Source organism: Lentzea sp. NPDC054927, from assembly GCF_053610285.1.
This window is the reverse complement of the sequence record NZ_JBSGXZ010000008.1, coordinates 159210-174352: the sequence shown is the minus strand read 5'-3', so window position 1 is coordinate 174352 and position 15143 is coordinate 159210. Positions and strand designations below refer to the sequence as shown.

12 protein-coding genes are annotated in these 15143 nt (G+C 68.4%); 4 read left to right on the top strand and 8 right to left on the bottom strand.

Annotated elements, in window-relative coordinates; all coding sequences use genetic code 11:
• Positions 1–31: 31 nt before the first annotated feature.
• Complete coding sequence (locus ACWGE0_RS15505) at positions 32–2356, bottom strand: Tex family protein (protein WP_452261551.1); 2325 nt, start codon at positions 2354–2356, stop codon at positions 32–34.
• Between the two features lie 48 nt (positions 2357–2404).
• Here ACWGE0_RS15505 and ACWGE0_RS15500 point away from each other — a divergent pair, with 48 nt between their 5' ends.
• Both ACWGE0_RS15500 and ACWGE0_RS15495 read left to right on the top strand, forming a co-directional pair.
• Positions 2405–3496 (top strand): alkaline phosphatase family protein, encoded by a 1092-nt coding sequence (locus ACWGE0_RS15500; RefSeq protein WP_452261550.1) that lies wholly within the window; start codon positions 2405–2407, stop codon positions 3494–3496.
• A gap of 11 nt (positions 3497–3507) precedes the next feature.
• Positions 3508–4368 (top strand): patatin-like phospholipase family protein, encoded by an 861-nt coding sequence (locus tag ACWGE0_RS15495; protein ID WP_452261549.1) that lies wholly within the window; start codon positions 3508–3510, stop codon positions 4366–4368.
• Here the strand turns inward: ACWGE0_RS15495 and ACWGE0_RS15490 are convergent.
• From ACWGE0_RS15490 to ACWGE0_RS15460, 7 genes are read right to left on the bottom strand one after another with little or no spacing between them, the layout of a single operon-like run.
• Complete coding sequence (locus ACWGE0_RS15490; RefSeq protein ID WP_452261548.1) at positions 4357–5676, bottom strand: LLM class flavin-dependent oxidoreductase; 1320 nt, start codon at positions 5674–5676, stop codon at positions 4357–4359. The genes ACWGE0_RS15495 and ACWGE0_RS15490 overlap by 12 nt on opposite strands.
• Positions 5673–6335 (bottom strand): ABC transporter ATP-binding protein, encoded by a 663-nt coding sequence (locus ACWGE0_RS15485; RefSeq protein WP_452261547.1) that lies wholly within the window; start codon positions 6333–6335, stop codon positions 5673–5675. The genes ACWGE0_RS15490 and ACWGE0_RS15485 overlap by 4 nt, the downstream gene beginning before the upstream one ends.
• Entirely contained in the window at positions 6311–7141 is an 831-nt protein-coding gene (locus ACWGE0_RS15480) for an ABC transporter permease (protein ID WP_452261546.1), read from the bottom strand. Before ACWGE0_RS15480 ends, ACWGE0_RS15485 begins: the two co-directional genes overlap by 25 nt.
• Positions 7138–8160 (bottom strand): ABC transporter substrate-binding protein, encoded by a 1023-nt coding sequence (locus tag ACWGE0_RS15475; RefSeq protein ID WP_452261545.1) that lies wholly within the window; start codon positions 8158–8160, stop codon positions 7138–7140. The genes ACWGE0_RS15480 and ACWGE0_RS15475 overlap by 4 nt, the downstream gene beginning before the upstream one ends.
• Positions 8160–9113: a TauD/TfdA dioxygenase family protein gene (locus ACWGE0_RS15470; RefSeq protein ID WP_452261544.1), complete on the bottom strand. Its 954-nt coding sequence runs from the start codon at positions 9111–9113 to the stop codon at positions 8160–8162. The genes ACWGE0_RS15475 and ACWGE0_RS15470 overlap by 1 nt, the downstream gene beginning before the upstream one ends.
• 44 nt (positions 9114–9157) lie before the next feature.
• The gene (locus ACWGE0_RS15465) at positions 9158–10273 is read right to left on the bottom strand and encodes an ROK family protein (RefSeq protein WP_452261543.1); all 1116 of its coding nucleotides are present in this window, start codon (positions 10271–10273) and stop codon (positions 9158–9160) included.
• 40 nt (positions 10274–10313) lie between these two features.
• Positions 10314–10388: a putative leader peptide gene (locus tag ACWGE0_RS15460; protein ID WP_452261666.1), complete on the bottom strand. Its 75-nt coding sequence runs from the start codon at positions 10386–10388 to the stop codon at positions 10314–10316.
• Positions 10389–10579: 191 nt separating this feature from the next.
• On the opposite strand from ACWGE0_RS15460, the gene ACWGE0_RS15455 reads away from it, so the two are divergent.
• On the top strand, positions 10580–12751 hold the full coding sequence (locus ACWGE0_RS15455) for a hypothetical protein (protein WP_452261542.1): 2172 nt from the start codon (positions 10580–10582) through the stop codon (positions 12749–12751).
• A 164-nt stretch (positions 12752–12915) separates the two neighbouring features.
• On the top strand, positions 12916–15051 hold the full coding sequence (locus tag ACWGE0_RS15450) for a discoidin domain-containing protein (RefSeq protein ID WP_452261541.1): 2136 nt from the start codon (positions 12916–12918) through the stop codon (positions 15049–15051).
• The last annotated feature ends 92 nt before the right edge of the window (positions 15052–15143 follow it).

Here is a 15143-nt window from a genome sequence, read left to right as displayed (position 1 = left end):
GAGTTGGCGGTACTTGCAGACGCCCTTTCGCCTACTTGCCGAAGCCGGCCTTGCGGAGCGCGTCCGCCATCGACCCGCTGGCCGCCGGCGGCGCGGAGCGGTTCTGGCCGCCGCGCTGAGGCTGCCCTCCACGCTGCTGAGGCCGACGGTCCCGGCCGCCACCCCCGCCCTGCTGCTTCGGGGCGGGCTTGCCCGGTTCGTCGGTCAGGCGCAGCGTCAGGCCGATCCGCTTGCGGGCCTCGTCGACCTCCAGCACCTTCACCCGCACCACGTCACCGGACTTCACGACGTCGCGCGGGTCCTTCACGTAGGTGTTGGACAGGGCGGAGATGTGCACGAGACCGTCCTGGTGGACGCCGATGTCCACGAACGCGCCGAACGCGGCCACGTTCGTCACGACGCCCTCCAGCACCATGCCGGGCTTGAGGTCGGCGATCTTCTCGACGCCGTCCGCGAAGGTCGCCGTCTTGAACGCCGGGCGCGGGTCGCGTCCCGGCTTCTCGAGTTCCTTCAGGATGTCCGTGACGGTGGGCAGACCGAACTGCTCGTCGACGAACTTCTCCGGGCGCAGCTTCGTGAGCACCGCGGTGTTGCCGATCAGCTCGGCACCCGCCTCCTGCTGCATCTTCCGCACGACCGGGTAGGCCTCTGGGTGCACGGACGAGGCGTCCAGCGGCTCGTCGCCACCGCGGATCTTGAGGAAGCCCGCGCACTGCTCGAACGCCTTCGGGCCGAGCCGCGCCACGTCCTTCAACGCCTTGCGCGACTTGAACGGACCGTTGGTGTCGCGGTGCAGCACGATGTTCTCCGCGAGACCGGCGGTGATGCCGGAGACGCGGCTCAGCAGCGGCACGGAGGCCGTGTTGAGGTCGACGCCGACCGCGTTCACGCAGTCCTCGACCACCGCGTCGAGCGACCGCGACAGCTTCGCCTCGGCCAGGTCGTGCTGGTACTGGCCGACGCCGATGGACTTCGGGTCGATCTTCACCAGCTCGGCCAGCGGGTCCTGCAGCCGGCGCGCGATGGACACCGCGCCGCGGATCGACACGTCGAGCCCCGGCAGTTCCGCGGACGCGTAGGCCGACGCCGAGTAGACCGACGCACCCGCCTCGGACACCACGATCTTGGTGAGCCCGAGCTCCGGGTGGCGCTTGATCAGGTCGGCGGCCAGCTTGTCCGTCTCGCGCGACGCCGTGCCGTTGCCGATCGCGATCAGGTCGACGTTGTGCTGCTTGGCCCACACCGCGAGCTTGGCGATCGACTCGTCCCAGCGGTTCGCGGGCACGTGCGGCTGGATGACGCCGTGCGCGACGACCTTGCCGGTGGCGTCGACGACCGCGACCTTCACGCCGGTGCGGTAGCCGGGGTCGAGCCCCATCGTGGCGCGCGTGCCGGCCGGGGCGGCCAGCAGCAGGTCGCGCAGGTTCGACGCGAACACCTTCACGGCCTCGTCCTCGGCGAACTGACGCAGGCGTCCGCGCAGGTCGATGCCCAGGTGCACGAGGATCCGGGTCCGCCACGCCCAGCGCACGGTGTCGGTGAGCCACTTGTCGCCGGGGCGGCCGCGGTCGTCGATGCCGAACCGGGAGGCGATGCGCACCTCGAACGTCGACGGACCGTCCTCGCGCGGCTCCTCCGGCTCCAGGACGAGGTCGAGGACCTCCTCCTTCTCGCCGCGGAACAGCGCCAGGATGCGGTGCGACGGCAGCTTGGAGAACGGCTCGTCGAACTCGAAGTAGTCGGAGAACTTGGCGCCGTCGGTCTCCTTGCCCTCGCGGACCTTGGAGACGACCCTGCCGCGCGTCCACATCTGTTCGCGCAGCTCACCGATGAGGTCGCCGTCCTCGCCGAACCGCTCGACCAGGATGGCCCGCGCGCCCTGCAGGGCGGCCGCCGCGTCCGCGACCTCCTTCGCCGGGTCGACGAACTTCGCGGCTTCTTCCTGCGGGTTCAGCCCTGGGTCACCCAGCAGCGCGTCGGCCAGCGGTTCGAGACCGGCCTCCCGCGCGATCTGGGCCTTCGTGCGGCGCTTCGGCTTGTACGGGAGGTAGATGTCCTCGAGCCGCGCCTTGGAGTCGGCGGCGAGGATCTGCGCTTCGAGTGCCTCGTCGAGCTTGCCCTGTTCGCGAATCGAGGTGAGAACCGCCGCGCGGCGCTCCTCCAGCTCGCGCAGGTAGCCGAGCCGCTCCTCGAGCGTGCGCAGCTGCGCGTCGTCGAGACCGCCGGTCGCCTCTTTGCGGTATCGGGCGACGAACGGGACGGTCGATCCGCCGTCGAGCAGGTCGACCGCGGAGCTCACCTGCCCCGCGGCCACGCCGAGCTCGTCAGCGATCTTCTGGTGGATGAGCGTTGTCACAGCGCGCCATTCTGCCCGCTGCCCGATTCGACGTGGCACGGTGTCCTCGTGACCATCGCCGAGGTCGTCCCGTCTTTGCTGTCCGGCCTGGACGTGCCGGGTGCCGACAACACGCTGAACCTGCCGGTCGCCCGGCGTGTCGTGCTGCTGCTCGTCGACGGGCTGGGCCACGAACTGCTGCGCGAGCACGCCGGTCACGCCCCGTTCCTGTCGTCGCTGGCCGGCCGGGAGGTCTCCGTCGGTTTCCCGTCGTCGACCGCGACGAGCCTCGCCTCGATCGGGACCGGGCTGCTCTCGGGTGAGCACGGGATCGTCGGCTACACGTTCGCGGTCGGGGACGAGGTGCTCAACTCGCTGACCTGGTCGCGGGCCGACGACCGTCACCACGACCTGCGCAAGACGCTCGTGCCCGAGGTCGTGCAGCCGCACCCGACCCTGTTCGAACGCGCGTCGGCGGCCGGTGTCGCGGTCAGCGCGGTCGCCCCGCTGTTCCACCGGGGCAGCGGCCTCACCAGGGCCGTGCTGCGCGGCTCGTGGTTCCGCGGCGCGGCCGGGTTCGGCGACCTCGCCCTCGGCGCTCTCGCGGCGATCCGGGAGGACCGCTCGTTCTGCTACGCCTACCACGCCGACCTCGACACCATCGGGCACCTCTACGGGCCGGGTTCCGAGGAGTGGTTGCTGCAGCTGGAGTTCATCGACGAGCTGGCGTCCAGGATCGCCGCGCGCATGCCGTCGGACTCGATGCTGGTCGTCACCGCGGACCACGGCATGATCACCGCGGGCGAGCGGATCGACTTCGACACCGAACCCCTGCTGTGGCAGGGAGTCCGGGTGATCGCGGGAGAACCTCGGGTGCGTTATCTGCACACCGCGAGCGACGAGGTCCTGGACGTGTGGCGCGAGTACCTCGGCGACCGCGCGGACGTGCTGGCGCGTGCGGACGCGGTGGACGCCGGGTGGTTCGGCCCGATCAGCCCGCTGGCACTGGACCGCATCGGGGACGTCGTGGTCGCGATGAAGGACTCCGCGGTGATCGTGCGCAGCCAGGCGGAGCCCATGTGGACCGGCATGAGCGGGTTCCACGGGTCCCGCACGCACCAGGAAACGGCGATTCCGGTGCTCTTCCACGTCTCGCCTTAGGATCATCCGACGTGACGATCGAACTCCCCGGACCCGTCGCCTTCGTGCTCGGCGGCGGCGGCAGCCTCGGCGCCTCGCAGGTCGGCATGCTGCGCGCGCTGCACGAACACGGCATCAAGCCCGACCTGGTCGTCGGCACGTCCGTGGGCTCGGTGAACGGCTCGCTGCTGGCGCTGGACCCGGAGAAGGCCGCGGAACGTCTCGCGGTGATGTGGGAGGGGATGACCCGTCAGCGGGTGTTCCCCGGTGGTCCCATCGCGCAGCTGAGGTCGTTGCGCACCAACAAGACCTACCTGTTCCCGAACACCGGCCTGGCCTCCGTGCTGGCCGACGGGCTCGACGGGAGCACGTTGTTCGAGGAGCTGACGCTGCCGTTCGGCGCGGTGTCGGTGGACTGCGTGACCGGTGAGGCCGTCAACATCACCGAGGGCGAGCTGCTCCCGGCGATCATGGCCAGCGCGGCGATTCCCGGTGTGTACCCGCCGGTGCGCATCGGTGAGCGGGTCCTCTACGACGGCGGTGTGCTGGCGAACGTGCCGATCCGGCAGGCGCTGGCGATGGGCGCGAAGTCGTTGGTGGTGCTGGACTGCGCGTTCCCCGGCCACCTGCCGACGGTGCCGGAGACGCTCGCCGAGACCCTGCTGTTCTGGGCGACCTTGGGCATGCGCAACCAGGCGGTGCTGGAGGTCGAGCTCGCCTCGCAGCACGCGCCCGTGCTGTACCTGCCGGGGCCGCCGGTGCAGGCCGTGACGCCGCTGGACTTCTCACACACCGCGGAACTGGTCGAGGCGTCCTACCTCGCCTCGACCACGTTCCTGACGACGCTGGAGATCGGCGGCGCGGGGCTCTACGGGCATCCGTCACACGGATAGCGCCGCTGCGAACTGGTTGGCCGGGCGCGGCAGGCCGTAGTGCTCGCGCAGCGTCCGGCCGGTGTACTCGGTGCGGAACAGACCGCGGGCCCGCAGGATCGGCAGCACCTCGTCCGCGAACCGTTCCAGGCCCGACGGGAGCACCGCGGGCATGATGTTGAACCCGTCCGCGGCGCCTGCCCGGTGCCACTCCTCGATCGTGTCGGCGACCTGGATCGCGGTGCCGGCGAACGTCTTGTGCCCGCGCCCGCCACCGAGCCTGCCGATGAGCTGCCGCACGGTCAGCCGTTCGCGCCGGCCCAGCTCCACGATCAGCGTGTACCGCGACTTCGCGCCCTCGATCGCGGCTTCCTCCGGCAGGTCGGCCGGCAGCTCCTCGTCCAGTTCCAGGTGGTCGACCTTGAGCAGGGCCGCGAGCTGCTTGACCGCGTGCTCCGGCACGATCAGCCGTTCCAGTTCGGCGTCGAGCTCCCGCGCTTCCTCCGGCGTGGAGCCGATCACGGGCACCAGGCCGGGCAGGATCTTGACCTCGTCCGGATCACGGCCGAACTCGACGGCGCGGCGCTTCACGTCCTGGTAGAAGGCGATCGCGTCGTCGAGCGTCTGCTGTGCGGTGAACACGGCTTCCGCGTGCCTGGCCGCGAAGTCCCTTCCGTCCTCCGAGGAACCCGCCTGGACCAGCAGCGGGTAGCCCTGGGGTGAGCGCGGCACGTTCAACGGCCCCTTGACCCGGAAGTGCGGGCCGACGTGGTCGATGGTGTGCACGCGGTCGTCCAGGGCGTGCACGCCTCGGGCCTTGTCCGCGATGATCGCGTCGTCGTCCCAGGAGTCCCAGAGCTTCTTCGACACCTCGACGAACTCCGCCGCCCGGTCGTAGCGGGTGAGGTGGGCGGGCTGGGCGTCGAGACCGAAGTTCTGGGCCGCGTCGTCGCCCGCGGTCGTGACGATGTTCCAGCCCGCGCGGCCACCGCTCACGTGGTCGAGCGAGCTGAACCGGCGGGCCAGGTTGAACGGCTCGTTGTAGGTGGTGGAGGCCGTCGCGATCAGGCCGATTCTCGTGGTGACGGCGGCGATCGCGGTGAGCAGGACGGTCGGTTCGATCTTGCCGGACGGGCGGCGGCTCGGGTTTCCCCACAGCACGGGGGAGTCGGCGAGGAAGACCGAGTCGAACCTGGCTTCCTCGGCGATGCGCGCGATCCGTTGGTGGTAGGCGATGTCGATGTGCGCCAGGGGTTCCGACTCGGGCAGCCGCCACGACGCCTCGTGGTGGCCGGTGTCGTGGATGAAGAGGTTCAGGTGCAGCGTCATGCGGCGACTCCGATGCCGAGTGCGGACAACAGGTGGGTGCGGTCGGCGTCGTGCGCCGGGAGGTCGAGTCCGATGCGGCCTTCCTGCAGGACGACCACGCGGTCGGCCAGTTCGATGGCCTCGTCGACGTCGTGCGTGACCAGCAGGACGGCGGGCCGGTGCTTGGCGCACAGCTCGCGCAGCAGGTCGTGCATCTTGATGCGGGTCAACGCGTCCAGCGCGCCGAACGGTTCGTCGGCCAGCAGCACTTTCGGCTCGCGGACCAGGCATCGGGCCAGTGCGACCCGTTGCTGCTCACCGCCGGAGAGTTCCGCCGGCCACGCGCGTTCGCGACCCTTGAGCCCCACTTCTTCCAGCGCTGACCGGCCTCTTCCCGGCTTCACGCCCAGTTCGACGTTGTCCAGCACCCGCAGCCACGGCAGCAGCCGGGAGTCCTGGAACGCCACCGCGACCTCCTGCGGGACTGCGAGGTCGCCGCTGCCGGTGACGTCGTGGTCGAGCCCGGCGATCGCCTTGAGCAGCGTCGACTTGCCGGATCCACTGCGCCCCAGCAGGGCCACGAACTCGCCGGGCGCGATGGTGAGGTCGAGTCCTTTGAGGACGTTGCGGCTCTGGAAGGTGCGGGTCAGATTGCTCACCCGGACAGCGTGCGTCGCCATGCCAGCGCCCTCCGTTCGATGATCCGCAGCAGCGCGTCCGACACGAACCCGAACAGGCCGTAGACGACGAGGCCGACCACGATCACGTCGGTCTGGCCGTAGTTCTGCGCCTGGAACATCAGGTAGCCGATGCCGCTGGTCGCGTTGATCTGCTCCAGCACCACCAGCGACAGCCACGACGCCGTGACCGCGAGCCGTAGTCCGAGGAAGAAACCGGGCAGCGCGCCGGGGAACACGACCTTGCGCACGTACTGGGTGCGTTTGAGGCCAACGGCTTCCGCGAGTTCGACGTACCGGCTGTCGATGCCGGTCAGCGCCGCGTAGGTCTGCAGGTACATGATCGTCGCGACGGTCACCGCGATCACGACGATCTTGAACTCCTCGCCGATGCCGAGCCAGAGGATCAGCAGCGGGATCAGGCCGAGCGACGGGATCGCGCGCTTGACCTGGACCGTGCCGTCGATCAACGCCTCGCCGGTCCGGCTCAGCCCCGAGGCGATCGCGAGCACCGTGCCGGTGGTGGCACCGAACAGGAAGCCGAGCGCGGCCCGTTGCAACGAGGTGAGGATGCTCTCGGGCAGCTTGCCGGTGCCGGTGAGCTCGATTCCTGTTCGGACGATCGTCCACGGCGCGGACAGGATGCGCGGGTCGAGCACGCCGGTGGCCGACGCGACGCTCCAGATCGCGATGACCAGCGCCGGGCCGAGCGTTCTGCCGTACGGGATGGGCTTGCCGAGCCCCAAACGCTTGCGCCGCAGTGGTGTCGTGGGCGTGGCGGCTACGGGCCGTTCGAGCACCTGGGTCATGTCCGGCTCCGATACTTCGCGTCGACGGCCTCGGCGGCGACCTTCTCGAACCGGCGGTCGAACAGCTCGGTGACGTCGAACTTGGGCACGAAACCGCCTTCCGCCAGCAGGTCTGCCGTTTCCTGCTCCCACTTGATCGCGCGGTCCCAGTTCGTGGGGAAGGTCAGCGGCGGTGTCGACTGCACGATCCGGTCGCCGTCGGCCTTGGAGACGTTCTGGTCCTTCACGTAGTAGTGGTCGACCCACTTGTCCGGGTTCTCGTAGGTCCACACGGTGCCGCGGGCCCAGAACGGGATGAACGCCTTGATGGCGGCGAGCTTCGCCGGTTCGTTGAGCACCTCCACCGGCGCCCACAGGACCGTGAGCAGGTCGATGGAGTTCATCTGGATCGCGGTCGCGTCCGGGTACTGGCCCAGGTACTTGGTGAGCTGCGGCTCGGCCAGCACCGCGACGTCGACCTGCTTGGCCTGCACCGCCGTGAGGAACTGGTTGCTGGTCAACGGGATCAGCTCGACGTCGGTCGTTTTGAGGTTCAGCTCCTTGAGGGTTCTGAGCACGACCACGCCCTGCGCCTGACCCTGCGAGAACGCGATCTTCTTGCCCTTGAAGTCGCTGAGCTTCCTGATGCTGGAGCCGGGTGCGGTGGCGTAGGTGTAGAGGGGCTTGTCGCGTTCGCCGACGGCCACGATCCGTGCGTCGAACTTGGTGGCGCGGGCCTGGATCGGCGGGATGCCGGCGTTGGACGCGAGGTCGACGGACCGCGCCCGGAACGCCTGGATCACGTCCGGGCCCGCGCTGATGTTGGGCCAGTCCGAGACCTGGAACGGCAGTTTCGGCAGCTCACCCGAGGCTTCGAGCTGCTTGAGCGTGGTGCGGATGGAGATCGCCAGCTTGGTGTCCGGCGGCGGCGCCGTCGTCGGCAGGTCACCGACGACCTGCTGGGTGGTGAGGCTGCCCGTGGAGCACCCCGCGGCACCGAGAGCCGCGAGGCCGAGCAACAGGGAACGCCTGGTCAGCATCAGTCCACCACCACGGCGTGGTCGGCGGTGAACGGCCGGCCCGCGAGCAGCGTGGACTCGCGCCCGTCCGGTCCGACCGGGGTGTCGCCGATGAGCGTGACGCGGTGCAGGGTGCGCTGGACGTCGAGGTGGTCCAGGTCGCGCGGCGCGAGGTGGGCGGTGGCGCGGTTGTCCCAGAACGCGACGCTGCCCGGCTCCCAGCGGAACCGCACCGTGTACTCGGGCCTGGTCAGCTCGCTGTAGAGGAGGTCCAGGATCGCCTTGCTCTCGTTCGCCGACACACCGGTGATGTGGCTGGTGAAGCCCGGGTTGACGAACAGCGCCTTCTCGCCGGTGATCGGGTGCACGCGGACGACGGGGTGCTCGGCGACCAGCAGGTTGTCGTTGACGCGCTTGGCGTACGTGCCGTCCTCGACCTTCACCGCGCCGCCGTACCGGTGCTCGGCCCGCAGGCCATCCACAAAGGACTTCACTGGTTCGGAGAGTCCGTTGTACGCGGCGACGAGGTTGGTCCACGTCGTGTCGCCACCGATCTCCGGCACGACCTCGGCGCGCAGGATCGACGCGGCCGGCGGGTTCACCGCGGCCGTGACGTCGGTGTGCCAGCCCGAGAAGTAGCTGTACCGGCGGGTCTGCTTCTGGAAGTCCTTGCCGTAGCGCTCCTCGTACCGGCGCGGGTCGATGGTGAAGATCTCCGGGAACCCGGTGGGCGGGGCGTCGTCGTGCGGGTGGGCGTAGGTCAGCTCCCCGAACTGACGGCCGAACGCGATCTGGCTCCCGTGGTCAAGATCCTGGTCTCGGAAGAAAATCACCTTGTGCGCGTGGAGCGCGTCTTGAACCGTTTCCAGCTCGGCCGCCCCGAGTGGCCGAGAAATGTCGATGCCAGAGATTTCCGCACCGATGTGCCCGGCCACCGGCTTGACCGTGATGGTCTTTTCCTGAACTGAGGTCATGTGACAAGCGTGCAGTTCAGCGCCCTGGACTGTCTATTTTCCGCTCAGGAAAAATAAGTCGGACCACCGTAGATCTCACTGAGCACCACACTTCCGGCGGCGACACTGAGCACGTCGCTGCCGAAACTCGTCGGATTCACATCACCGATTCGCTCTTCTATTTCCTTTGTCAATTCCTCCCAGCATCCGGGAATCAGCATCGCACCGGCCTCCACGACCACGAGCACGTCCGGGTTGATCACGTCGAGCAGCAGTTGCGCGGCCTGCCCGACGAGCCGGGACCGTCGCCGGAACAACTCGACCGCCCGCGGATCACCCCGCTGCCCGGCCTCGATCAGCAGGTCCAGCAACGGTTCCGCGATGATCCCGTCCCGCGCGGCCCGCTCGGCGAGCGTCCGGTTCGACGTCGCGGCCTCGAGGCACCCGCGGCGTCCACAAGGACAAGGCGTGTCGTCGTTGCGCAGCCGCAGATGCGCAATCTCACCCGCCGCGCCACCCGGCCCGCTGTGCACCGCGCCGCCCGTGACGATGGCGGCATCGACCACGTTGCCCACGAACAGGTGCACCAGGCTGGTGCGGGCTCTGGGGTCATGCCCGAAAAGCTGCTCGGCCCGCGCGAGAGCCCTCGAGTGCGACTCGACCCGAACCGCCGTGTCGAGCGCATTAGTCAGAAACTCCTCAGCCCGCGCGTCCTTCCACCCGAGCTGGCTGTGCTCCACGATCACCCCGTCGTCCACCCGCCCACCGGTAGCGACCCCGACCCCGATCGGCACCCGCTCGTGCCTGGCCAGAAACGCAGGCACCCGCTCGGCGATCCTGGTGAGCGCATCGCCGGCCGTGGGCCGATCATGCGGCTCACGCTCTTCCGCGAGCACCCGCCCCCGCAGGTCCACCAGCGCCAAAGTCGTGTGCCCATAAGCAATGTGCACCCCACACACCACATGCCGATCCACGTCGATGTCCACCGGCACGTGCGGCCGCCCGATCGTGACCCGCGGAATACGCGTGACGACCTCACGCACCAGCCCGCGCTCAGCAAGCTCGGCATACTGCTTCGTCACGGTGGCGGCGCTCAACCCGGTCAGTCGCGCGATGGTGCTGCGCGCAACGGGCCCGTGCTCCAGCACGGACCTGAGCACGGTGGCGGCGGTGCGGCTCATGCGTCCCTCCCCTTCTCGCAGGGGCTCGTCTGATCTCCGGTCAGGCGAAGGCGGGCACCGCACAGATCGCGCTCGCCTGCCGACGAAGGTCGACATGACGGCGCGTGCTGAGCACGGATGCCTGGGACACACCCCGATGCTGACACCCGCGGTTCCCTCAACCAAGCGCGTTCACGTGGTGAGACAGCACGGCCGAACAGGTGAACGTTCGTCCGTCAGCTAACGACCGACTGATCCTCTCGGACGTACCCCACACATCAGATCGCGTCCATCACCCGCGGTCGCGGCTTTGGGAGCGCGCGCGACATGACGCCAGCTGAGATGGACCTGTTCAACGCGATCGAGAAGATGGGGCGGGTCAGGTTCGCCGGCGCGGGCCGGGAGATCGGCGCCGGGTTCCTCTCGGAGCAACTGCTGCGCCAGAACGGTTGCCGGCCGCGTGTGCTGACCCTGTGCGATGTGACGGTGATCGGACAGCTCGATCTCGAGGCGGGCGAGGTCGGCTTCCCGGTGGAGTTCGAAGGATGCGTGTTCGACCACGCACCGAACATCGAGCAGGCCACGTTGGCCGGCCTCTACTTCACGGACTGCCAGCTGCCCGGCCTGTGCGCCTCGCAGGTCCGGCTGCACGACGGCTTGGCTTTGCACAACTGCCACGTGAACGGGTGCGTGCAGCTCACCGGCGCGCACGTCGCAGGACAGTTGGACATGGAGGACTGCGTGATCGCCGGTTCGGCCGAGGGCGCGCTGGAGGCCGACGGGCTGAGGGTGGAGCAGGACGTCTACTTCTCAGGGAAGTTCCGGATCACCGGACCGACGAGGATGATCGGCGCTCACATCGGCGGTGAGTTCATCTGCGACGGCGCGGTCTTCCGGAACGCCGGGACCGAGAAGACGTTGGAGTTGAGCCGCCTCGTCGTGCGGGAGCACGTCTTCTGGCGGCACGGTTTCTCCGTCGAGGGTGAGGTCGACCTGAGCGGCGCCGAGATCGCGGGGCGGCTGATCTGCCACGGTGCCCGCTTCTTCAACCTTCGCGGCATGGCCCTGCAAGCGCCCAACATGACGGTGCGGCAGGAGGCCGAGTTCTCCCGGGGATGCAGTGTGGACGGTGAGCTGAGCCTGGTCGGATGCCAGATCGGCGGATGGCTCGACTTCACCGGAGGCCAGTTCCGCAACCCCGGTGGCAGGGCGATCGACCTCACTCTGGCGTCGACCGTGATGAACCTGGTGATGCGCGCGGGAACTCTCGTGCACGGCAAGCTCAGCCTGTCGAACGCGAAGATCGGCGGTGCTTTCCGAGCGCAGGGTGGTCACTTCCAGAACAGGTTCGACACGGCGATCGAGGCCCTGGGGCTGAAGGTGCACAGCGATATCAGCCTTGGTGTGCGCGACGGCGAGCGGTTCCGCGCGCAGGGTCAGGTCGTGCTGAGTGATGCTCATGTCGGCGGCAACCTCAACTGCACGGGTGGGCGATTCGAGAACAAGGAGCGGGACGCGTTGGTCGCCCGCGGCATCAAGGTGGACCGGAACGTGTTGTTGCGCCGTGAGTTCTTTGCCAGCGGCAGGGTTGACTTCGCGGGCGCGTCGATCGACGGCAAGGTCGACTTCCGCGACGCCTGGTTCGAGAGCAGTTCCGAGGCTGTGCGGTTCGATCGCGTCCGAGTCGGGCACGCCATGAAGTTCGACAGGGCCGCGGTCGGCGGTGGCGTGCGGATGTGCAGCGCCCGGATCGGTACCGAGGTCACCTTCGACGGCGCCGCGCTCGGGGGTGAGACGGCGTTGAAGCTCAAGGGAACCCAGATCCGCGGGACGTTGCGGCTGAACTTCGCCGAGCCGCCGGAGGGCTCGGTCGACCTGCGTCAGGTCACGACGGGGTCGTTCGACGACCGTGAGGGAGACCTGCCACCCGGTGACGACACCCAGCTCGACGACTTCGTGTACGGGGCGTTGCACGACACGTCGGTGAAGATGTCGAAGCGCCTGAAGTGGTTGAAGGGCCGTGCTTACCTTCCGCAGGTCTACCTGCAGCTCGCCACCACCTACGCCCGCGCGGGTCACCACGACCAGGCGACCACCGTGCTGGTGGAGAAGGAAGAAGCGCGGCGCCTGGCGTGGAAGGGGTTCCCCGGTCCGCTGTTCCGGATGTGCTGGTGGGTCCTGAAGCCGACCGTCGGGTACGGCTACCGGCCCTTCCGGGTGCTCGTGTGGCTCGGGCTCCTGCAGATCGCGGGCGGAATCGCTTTCAGCAGGGTGGACGCGTTCGACGCGGCGAGAAACGGCGTCCAGATGGAGTGGTACCACTCGTGGCTGTACACGTTCGATCTTCTCGTGCCGGTGGTGAGCCTGCATCACAGTGAGCTCTGGGTACCGCAGGGCGCGACCAGGTGGTGGGCGCTGGCCTTCACAGTGCTCGGCTGGGCTCTGGCGATCTGCCTCGTGACTGGGATCGGTCGGCTCTTCAAGCGGGACGAGCGGTAGACATCGGCTCGTTTGGAGCCTTTATCGATTCGGTTCGGCATGTAAACGCGTCATACCTCCGAGGACCTCTTGAACTCGCGCGGCCAGGTGGCGTAGACCAGTGCGCGGTAACACCGAGCACGTCTTCCTACCGCCGCGGGGAGCGTCCACCAGGAGGCTGGCTCGTGCGCAAAACGTTGCGTCGTCTCGGCGTGTTGATGACCGCCGCTCTGCTCGTTGTCGGCGTGAGCTCTCCGGCGCGTGCCGAGGTGCTGCATCCGCGGCAGGACTGGCTGCGGGCGTCCACCTCGGGGTTGTTCCTGCACTGGGGGATGCGGACGAGTCCGGGCTACACCAGTTGCGGCGCTTGGGAGGCCGCCGTCACCAACGGTGGCTGGACCGCGAAGTACTGGGTCGACGAGGCGAAGAAGCTGCACGCGCAGTACCTGGTGCTGGCGTCGTTCCACAGCAGGCTCGGGTACGCGCGGGCGTGGCCATCGGCGATTCCCGGGAGCTGTTCGACCAAGCGGGACTTTCTCGGCGAGCTGATCGACGCGGCATCGGCCGAGGGGTTGAAGGTCATCAACTACATGACCGACGACCCGCAGTGGCACAACGAGGGCGGCCACGAGTGGCTCGACTCGGCCGGGTACTCGAAGTACAAGGGCAAGACGGTCAACCTGCAGGAGCGGCCCGGTTTCGGGCAGTTCAGCTACGACAACTTCGTCGAGGTCATGCAGCGCTACCCGAAGCTCGCCGGGTTCTGGATCGACAACGACAACGCCTACTGGGAGCAGAACGGCCTGTACGAGCGGATCCGGCGTGATCGTCCGGACATGGTCCTCAGCAACAACAACGAGGACACGGCGATCATGGACACGATCAGCAACGAGCAGAAGACCGGCATGACGCCGAACTACGACTATCCGCAGGCGGTCTACACGGCGGCGCCGCGGTTGATCGAGGCGTGCTTCAAGCTGCCGAGCAGCGGCGCGTGGTGGTACTCCGGCAGCAACTCGGCGGTCGACTACAAGCTCACGCTGGGGCGGCTGATCACCAACGCCGGCAGCGACGTCAAGGCGCTGATGGCCGAGACCGCGATGGTCAACGGCAAGTTCCCGTCGAACCAGGCTTCCTTCAACAACTTCACCGACGGGTATCTGCGCGACATCTGGGAGTCGATCGGCGGCACCTATGGCGGCGGCTACCTCAACGGCGGGCTCAAGCCGGGGTTCTGGAACGACGGCGCGCACGGCGTCACGACCGTGTCCAAGACCAACCCGAACCAGCACTACGTCCACGTCATCAACAAGCCGTCCGGCAGCACGTTGAAGTTGCGGGACAACGGGTACAAGGTCAGCCGCGTCACGAACCTGCGCACGGGCGCGGCGGTGTCGTGGTCGCAAACCGGCGGCACGCTGACGCTGGCGGGCGTGTCGAACTGGGACCAGTACGACACCGTGTTCAAGGTCGAGACCGCCGGGCGCGAAGGGATCATCCCGGCCTCGACTTACACGATGAGCGCGTCGGCCTCGGGTTCAGGCCACCCGGCCTCTCACGCGGCCGACGGCAACTACCAGACCTATTGGGACGCAACGGGTGCGGGCACCGTGTCGCTGCGCTTCGACCTGGGCTCGGCGAAGAAGGTCTCGTACGTGGCGCTGAACCAGCGCGAGGACTCGACGACGTATCCGTCATCAGGTTCCGCGCGCATCAAGAACTACAACGTCTACACGTCCAACGACGGTTCCAGTTGGACGAACGTGAAGTCCGGATCGCTGGCGAACCACCGCGGTGTGCAGTTCATCGACCTGCCGGCGAACACCACCGCCCGCCACATCCGCGTGGAGAAGACGTCTACGCAGGGCAAGGCACAGCTGCGGATCGACGAGGCGTGGCTCGGCTCCGCCTACCCCGGCGCCGGCGGCGGCGAGCCCACCCCGGAGACGCGGTTCGAGGCCGAGAACGGCGTTGTGTCGCAAGGGGTCGTGGAGTCGAATCACGCCGGGTTCTCCGGCACCGGCTTCGTCAACTACGACAACGTCGCGGGGTCCGCGGTCGAGTTCAAGGTCTCCAGCGCCGCTGCCGGGCCGAAGCAGGTGACGCTGCGGTTCGCCAACGGCACGGCGGTGAACCGGCCGCTCGACATCTCGGTCAACGGCCAGCTGGCCGTGGACGAGCAGTCGTTCGCGGGCACCGGCGCGTGGACGACCTGGCAGTCGGTGACCGTGACGCTGAACCTCGAAGCCGGCGAGAACACCGTCAGGGCCGCCGCGACCACCGCGAACGGCGGCCCGAACCTGGACTACCTGGAGATCTAACGGGCCACCCCAGATGTGCCACGCTCCGGGACGTTGGTGCGAGGTGCGTGAAACTGGCCCCAACGCGAGTGCCAACACATCTGGGGCGGGCG